7 protein-coding genes are annotated in these 6,290 nt (G+C 32.6%); all 7 read left to right on the forward strand.

Annotation, left to right across the window (positions count from 1 at the left end):
• The first annotated feature begins 41 nt into the window (after positions 1 to 41).
• Complete coding sequence (gene rplU, locus VJJ80_03790) at positions 42 to 353, forward strand: 50S ribosomal protein L21 (GenBank protein HLC39211.1); 312 nt, start codon at positions 42 to 44, stop codon at positions 351 to 353.
• Positions 353 to 544, forward strand: coding sequence for a preprotein translocase subunit SecE (gene secE, locus VJJ80_03795; protein ID HLC39212.1), 192 nt, complete (start codon positions 353 to 355; stop codon positions 542 to 544). Before rplU ends, secE begins: the two co-directional genes overlap by 1 nt.
• A 38-nt stretch (positions 545 to 582) precedes the next feature.
• Positions 583 to 1,149 (forward strand): transcription termination/antitermination protein NusG, encoded by a 567-nt coding sequence (nusG, locus tag VJJ80_03800; protein ID HLC39213.1) that lies wholly within the window; start codon positions 583 to 585, stop codon positions 1,147 to 1,149.
• Positions 1,150 to 1,158: 9 nt separating this feature from the next.
• Complete coding sequence (rplK, locus tag VJJ80_03805) at positions 1,159 to 1,581, forward strand: 50S ribosomal protein L11 (GenBank protein HLC39214.1); 423 nt, start codon at positions 1,159 to 1,161, stop codon at positions 1,579 to 1,581.
• A 239-nt stretch (positions 1,582 to 1,820) separates the two neighbouring features.
• The gene (locus VJJ80_03810) at positions 1,821 to 4,535 is read left to right on the forward strand and encodes a DEAD/DEAH box helicase (protein HLC39215.1); all 2,715 of its coding nucleotides are present in this window, start codon (positions 1,821 to 1,823) and stop codon (positions 4,533 to 4,535) included.
• Between the two features lie 30 nt (positions 4,536 to 4,565).
• Complete coding sequence (dprA, locus tag VJJ80_03815; GenBank protein HLC39216.1) at positions 4,566 to 5,645, forward strand: DNA-processing protein DprA; 1,080 nt, start codon at positions 4,566 to 4,568, stop codon at positions 5,643 to 5,645.
• 105 nt (positions 5,646 to 5,750) lie between these two features.
• The coding region (locus VJJ80_03820) for a toprim domain-containing protein (protein HLC39217.1) at positions 5,751 to 6,290 on the forward strand (540 nt) is incomplete at its 3' end.

Raw genomic sequence — 6,290 nt, forward strand, 5'->3', positions numbered from 1 at the left:
TAAATGTAAATTTTGCTATACTGAGGTAAGATTGAGGAAATATGAAAGCTATCATTTCTTATTTAGGAAAACAATTTTTAGTTTCTGAAGGTTCGGTTTTTGAGGTTTTGACGCATAATTTAAAAAAAAGCGACAAAATCAAAATCGATAAGGTAGGTTTAATCGCCAATGGCGAGAGTATTAAAATTGGAAAACCTGAGGTAGCAGGCACAATAGTTGAAGCGGAAGTGGTTGAAATTGGGAAAGGTAAAAAATTACGAGGGATTAAATTTAACGCTAAAAAAAGATATCAACGAATTTTAGGATATCGCCAAGTTGTGGCAAAAATAAAAGTCAATAAAATTAAGGTTTAATGATGTTTTCAAAAATTACAAATTATTTTACACAATCATTTCAGGAATTAAAAAGGGTTAATTGGCCAAAACGAAATGAAGTGATTAAGTTGAGTTTAATTGTAATTATTGCGACAGTTATTGCAACTTTAATTGTAGCGGGGATCGATTGGTTATTATCCCAATTATTAAATTATTTTGTGATGAAATAAATCAAATATTGATTTTAAGTTTCGAAAAGTGAGGATTAGTGGTCAAAAAGATTAACCCAAAATCAAAAGAAGCAGTTAAGGGTCAAAGAAGTTGGTACGTGATTCATACTTATTCTGGATATGAAGACCAAGTGGCAGAAACACTTAAAGAAAGAATTGAGTCTTTGGGAATGCAAGACAAGATTTTTAATGTCACTGTTCCTAAAGAAAAACAGATTGAGATTAAAAGAGGCAAGCGCAAAGTGGTCGAAAAAAGAATTTTTCCAGGCTATGTTTTGGTTGATATGATTGTCACTGATGATTCTTGGTATGTGGTCAGAAATACACCTAATGTGACTGGTTTTATTGGTTTTGGTACCCATCCAACGCCGATTGCGGATTCAGAAATGAAAATTATTCAGAAAAAAATGGGGATTGAGGAACCAAAATACAAGATTGATTTAGTGATCGGCGAGAGTGTTAAAATTACTGATGGTCCTTTTTCTGGTCTGGAAGGAGTAATTGATGAAGTTGATCAAGAAAGAGGCAAGGTGAAAGTTTTGGTGTCGATGTTTGGTCGGGAAACCCCGGTCAATTTAGACTTTTTACAGATTAAGAAAATATAAAGGACGATTGTGGCGAAAACGATTAAAACGAAAATTAAATTACAAGTTCCGGCTGCAGAAGCTAATCCAGCACCTCCGGTTGGTCCAACTTTGGGTCAGCATGGTTTGAATATTATGGAATTTTGTAATCAATTCAACGAAAGAACTCAAGATAAAAAAGGCACTATTTTACCAGTTGAAATTACAGTTTATGAAGATCGAACATTTGATTTTATTATTAAAACTCCACCAGTTGCGGAGATGATTAAAAAAACTTTAAATTTAGAAAAAGGTTCAGGTATCCCAAATAAAAATAAAGTTGGGAAATTAACCTGGGCGCAAGTTGAAGCGATTGCGAAAGATAAAATGCCAGACCTACAAGTTAATGATGTTGAAGCGGCCAAAAAAATTGTCGCCGGAACCGCCAGATCTATGGGTGTTGATGTCGCATAAATTATAAAATTTCATCAATATCAAAAAATCCCCTTTTTGGGGATTTTTTGGTTAGTTCTACCTACGAGGAGGAAAGCCAAAGGAGGGGCAAAGACTTCCACTTCACTCGTAGGTAGAACTCAATAGCTGAGAATTTAGCTGATATTTGCGATTCTTAGCTACAGGTGATATTATAGCATATGAGAAAATAAATGTCAAGTCTGGTATATTCAGTGAAAATTTATCAAAATTAGGCACATATGAAAAATTTACAAATATTAAAATTTATCTTAAATGACCCAAGTTTTCAGAAAATTAGAACTAATCTTAATAATGGTTTAAAATCGGTAAGAATCTCTGAAAAAATATCAACTCGTTCATTATTAGTAGGAGCATTATCATTTATAAAACCGGTGGTTGTAGTCGCCAAAAATAAAACTGAGGTGATACAATTTGCACACGTCTTAAATAAATTGAATCTAAATTTGGATATATTGGAAAATAAAAATAAAAATAAAAATTTTCTAAAAATTTTAGATGATTTTAATCATAAATCAACACCATTTAAAATAATTATCACTACGATAGAAGTTTTAATTGATAAAATTATTAAACCCGAATCATTTCAAAAACAAATTTTAATTTTTGAAAAAAATCAAAAAATTAAACTATCCGAAATGATTAATCGCTTACAACAATCTCATTATCAATTGCAGAATAAAGTTATTATTCCCGGAGAATATAGTTTAAGGGGAAGTGTTTTAGATGTCTTCCCTGAACATTTTCAAAAACCTGTTCGCATTGAGTTTGTTGATGATATGATTGAACAAATTTTTGAATATGATTTATATTCTGGTCAAAAAGATAAAAATCTTAATTTGATTAATATTATTCCCAAAAATAGCAATCAGTTAGATGGTCGGGTATCAGATTGGTTTTTAAAAGATTCGTTAATAATATTTAATGAATCTCAAGATATTATATCGCAAATCAAAAATTTAGAAGTAATTGGCGAAATTGATTCGATTGAAAATTTCAAAAAAACAATTCAAGCAAAAATTTTAAATTTAGATTTTTTCGTTCATAATATGAAATCTAAAAATTTTGAGGTTTTAAGTTTCGAAAAATTTGCCGGAAAAATTAATATTTTTCGACAAAAAATTATAGATTTTAATAAATTGAATTTTAAGACTTTTTTAATGTATCCTATAAATTTAAAAATTAAAAAAACGTTAAAACAAAATCGGATTCATTCTATTGAATTGATTAAGTCAGAATTTGATGAAGGGTTTTATTTGCCAAATTCAAAAATTGCCTTTTTTTCTGCTAAAGATATTTTTGGATCAATTATAAAATCAATTTATCGGAAAGCTAAATTTAAAGAGAGAAAATTTATTGAATCATTAAAACCATATGATTTATTAGTTCATTTAGATCATGGGATTGGACGTTTCTTAAAAATTGATTATTTGCCAAAAGATTTAATGCCAAATTCCAAATTTGCCCAAATTAAATATTTATATTTGGAATATCGCGATTATGACAAATTATATATTCCCGAATTTCAAGTTTCAAAGTTAACAAAATATATTGGAATTTCAGGAAAAACTGCCATCTTATCAAGAATTGGGACCGCCAGTTGGGAGAGAATTTTAACAAAAGCCAAAGAAAATGCTAAATCAATCGCTTTGGAACTCTTGTCAATCTATTCATTAAGGCGGGTAAAAAAAGGTTTTCGATTTCTTGCAAATTTAGAATGGGAAAAATTGCTCGAAAATACCTTTGAATTTGAAGAAACTCCCGATCAAACAAAAGCGATAATGGCGGTGTTTCGTGATATGGGAAAAGATACCCCAACCGATCGTTTAATTGCCGGCGATGTTGGTTTTGGAAAAACCGAGGTTGCAATTCGCGCCGCCCTAAGAGCCGTTGCTTCCGGAAAACAAGCGGCAGTTTTGGCACCAACTACAATTTTAGCAGAACAACATTTAGCAACTTTTCAAAGAAGGCTGAAAGAATTTCCGGTGAAGATAGAATCTTTGAGCCGTTTTAAAGATAAAAAGACCCAAGAGAAAATAATTTCTGAATTAATAAATGGTCAGATCGATATCGTAATTGGGACGCATCGTTTGCTTCAACAAGATATTAATTTTGCCAACCTGGGTTTGGTAATCATTGATGAAGAGCAAAGATTTGGAGTTTCGGATAAGGAAAAATTAAAAAGATTTCGGATTGAAGTTGATGTCTTGACCTTAAGTGCGACACCAATTCCGAGAACATTACAACAGGCAATGGCTGGCATTAAAAAAATAAGTTTTATTGAAACTCCTCCTCAGAATCGCCGACCGATTAAAATTGCGTTATCAAATTATAATTACAAGTTGATTAAAGCTTATCTTAAAAATGAGTTGTCAAGAAATGGACAAATTTATTATTTATTGCCTCGAGTGAAAAATATTGAAGCTAAAGTGGCATTTTTACAAAGATTATTAGGCCAGAAGGTAAAAATAATTACCGCTCACGGCCAAATGAGAGAGGATTTATTGGCTAAAGCAATGCTAGAATTTACGGCAGGCAAGGCTGATATTTTAGTTTGTACAAAAATTATTGAAAATGGATTGGATTTACCAAGTGTCAATACTATAATAGTAGAAGAAGCACACCGTTTTGGTTTAGCGGAATTATATCAGTTAAAGGGCCGGGTTGGTCGTGGAAATGTTCAAGGTTATGGTTTATTCTTAGTACCTGATCGCGAAAATTTAAATCTTGTGGCTAGAAAAAGATTAACAGCCTTTTTAGAAGCTCAAGACTTAGGTTCGGGACTGCAAATTGCCCAAAAAGATCTTGAGATTCGGGGGGCAGGAAATATTTTGGGTCAGGAACAATCAGGTCATATGGTTGCGGTTGGTTTAACTTTATATTCTCAGCTTCTTCACGAAGAAATCACAAAACTAAAGGCAGGTATAAAAAATTAATAGTGCGAATATAGATCATAAGGGAAAATAATGAATGATTTGTCCTATCGGGTAGGGATGAATACAATTGGAATAGGTCCGGCGACCTTTTCGAAATTATCTAACCATTTTTCGAGTTTAAAATTAGCATGGTCTGCTAATTTATCGCAGCTTAAGACGGCGGGTTTGCCAGAAAAATTAAGTTTAAAATTCATTGAAAAAAGATCTAAAATCAACCTTGAATCTGAATTAACGAAGATTAATAAATTAAATATTAAATTAATTACTCCAGAAAACTCTACTTGGCCTAAATTATTATCAGAAATTTCGCGTCCTCCATATTTGTTATATTGCTTGGGCGATGAAAAGGTATTAAATGATTTATCGATTGGCGTGGTGGGATCTCGAAAATTTACCGCTTACGGGAAATTAGCTTGTGAAAAAATTGTTTGGGGTTTAGCGCAAAACAATCTCACCATTGTCTCGGGTTTAGCCTTGGGCATAGACACGATTGCGCATAAAGCAGCGCTCGAAAATGAGACCAAGACGATTGCGGTTTTGGGGACTGGTTTAAATTTTATATATCCGAGGATTAATTTTCGGCTGGCGGAACAAATTCAAAGTCAGGGTTGTTTAATTTCTGAATTTCCCTTAGGAACTGTAGGGATGCCGGGAAATTTTCCACAAAGAAATCGAATAATATCTGGAATAACAATTGGAATTTTGGTGGTTGAGGCAGCGATAAAATCTGGAGCGTTAATTACCGCAAATTTTTCCTTAGAACAAAATCGAGAAGTTTTTGCGGTTCCAGGTTCAATTTTTAATCCACAATCTGAAGGTTGTTTGAATTTAATTAAAATGGGCGCAAAAACCACCACTTCTTATCTTGATGTGGTAGAAGAACTTGGAATAAAAAATCAAATTTCTAATGAAGCTGGTGAGGTTGAATTCGACAATGAAGCGGAGCGGAAAATTTATCAAGTTTTAAGTCCAGATTCAGCCTTGCAAACAAACTTAATTATTCAAAAAACTAAACTATCCGTGCCTGAAGTATCATCGACGTTAACATTAATGGAAATGAAAGGAATAATCAAAAATTTGGGTGGTCAAAATTATATTAAAAGGCAATAAATTGATTTTGTTTTGAATTCAATTCATGATAAAATAAAAATAGGAAATAAATTTGTAAAACTTAAAATTTAATTAAATTGAAATAAAACATCAAAAGGAGGCCAGATGCGAGATTTAATTATTGTTGAGTCACCAACAAAAGCAAAAACTTTGGCCAGATTTTTAGGATCTAAATATCAAATTGTAGCCACCATGGGGCATATTCGTGATTTGCCGAAAAACTCAATCGGGATAGATATTAAAAAACACTACCAACCCAAATATATTATTCCAACTCGATCTAGAAAATCAGTCAAAATTTTAAAAGAAAAAATTAAAAAAGCCAAACAGATATGGTTAGCGACAGACTTCGATCGCGAAGGAGAAGCGATTGCATGGCATGTCGTGGAGATAATTTCCCCAAAAATTGAACCGAAACGAATTACCTTTCATGAAATTACTAAACCAGCTATTTTAAAATCTCTCAAGCACCCTCGTCAAATTGACCAAAAACTAGTTTCCTCCCAACAAACCCGCCGCATTTTGGACCGTTTGGTCGGTTATAATTTATCACCATTTTTATGGCGAAAAATTACCTCTGGATTATCGGCTGGTCGGGTTCAATCAGCAGCGGTCCGTTTGGTTTATGATCGGGAAAAGGAGATA

The organism is Patescibacteria group bacterium (genome assembly GCA_035288465.1).
Taxonomy (GTDB): Bacteria; Patescibacteriota; UBA1384; order DATEAH01; family DATEAH01; genus DATEAH01.

Bases quoted from the DNA above. Each gene is read 5' to 3' on its own strand.
- rplU (HLC39211.1), top strand. From the start codon at position 42: ATGAAAGCTATCATTTCTTATTTAGGAAAACAATTTTTAGTTTCTGAA.
- secE (HLC39212.1), top strand. From the start codon at position 353: ATGATGTTTTCAAAAATTACAAATTATTTTACACAATCATTTCAGGAA.
- VJJ80_03810 (HLC39215.1), top strand. From the start codon at position 1,821: ATGAAAAATTTACAAATATTAAAATTTATCTTAAATGACCCAAGTTTT.
- dprA (HLC39216.1), top strand. From the start codon at position 4,566: ATGAATGATTTGTCCTATCGGGTAGGGATGAATACAATTGGAATAGGT.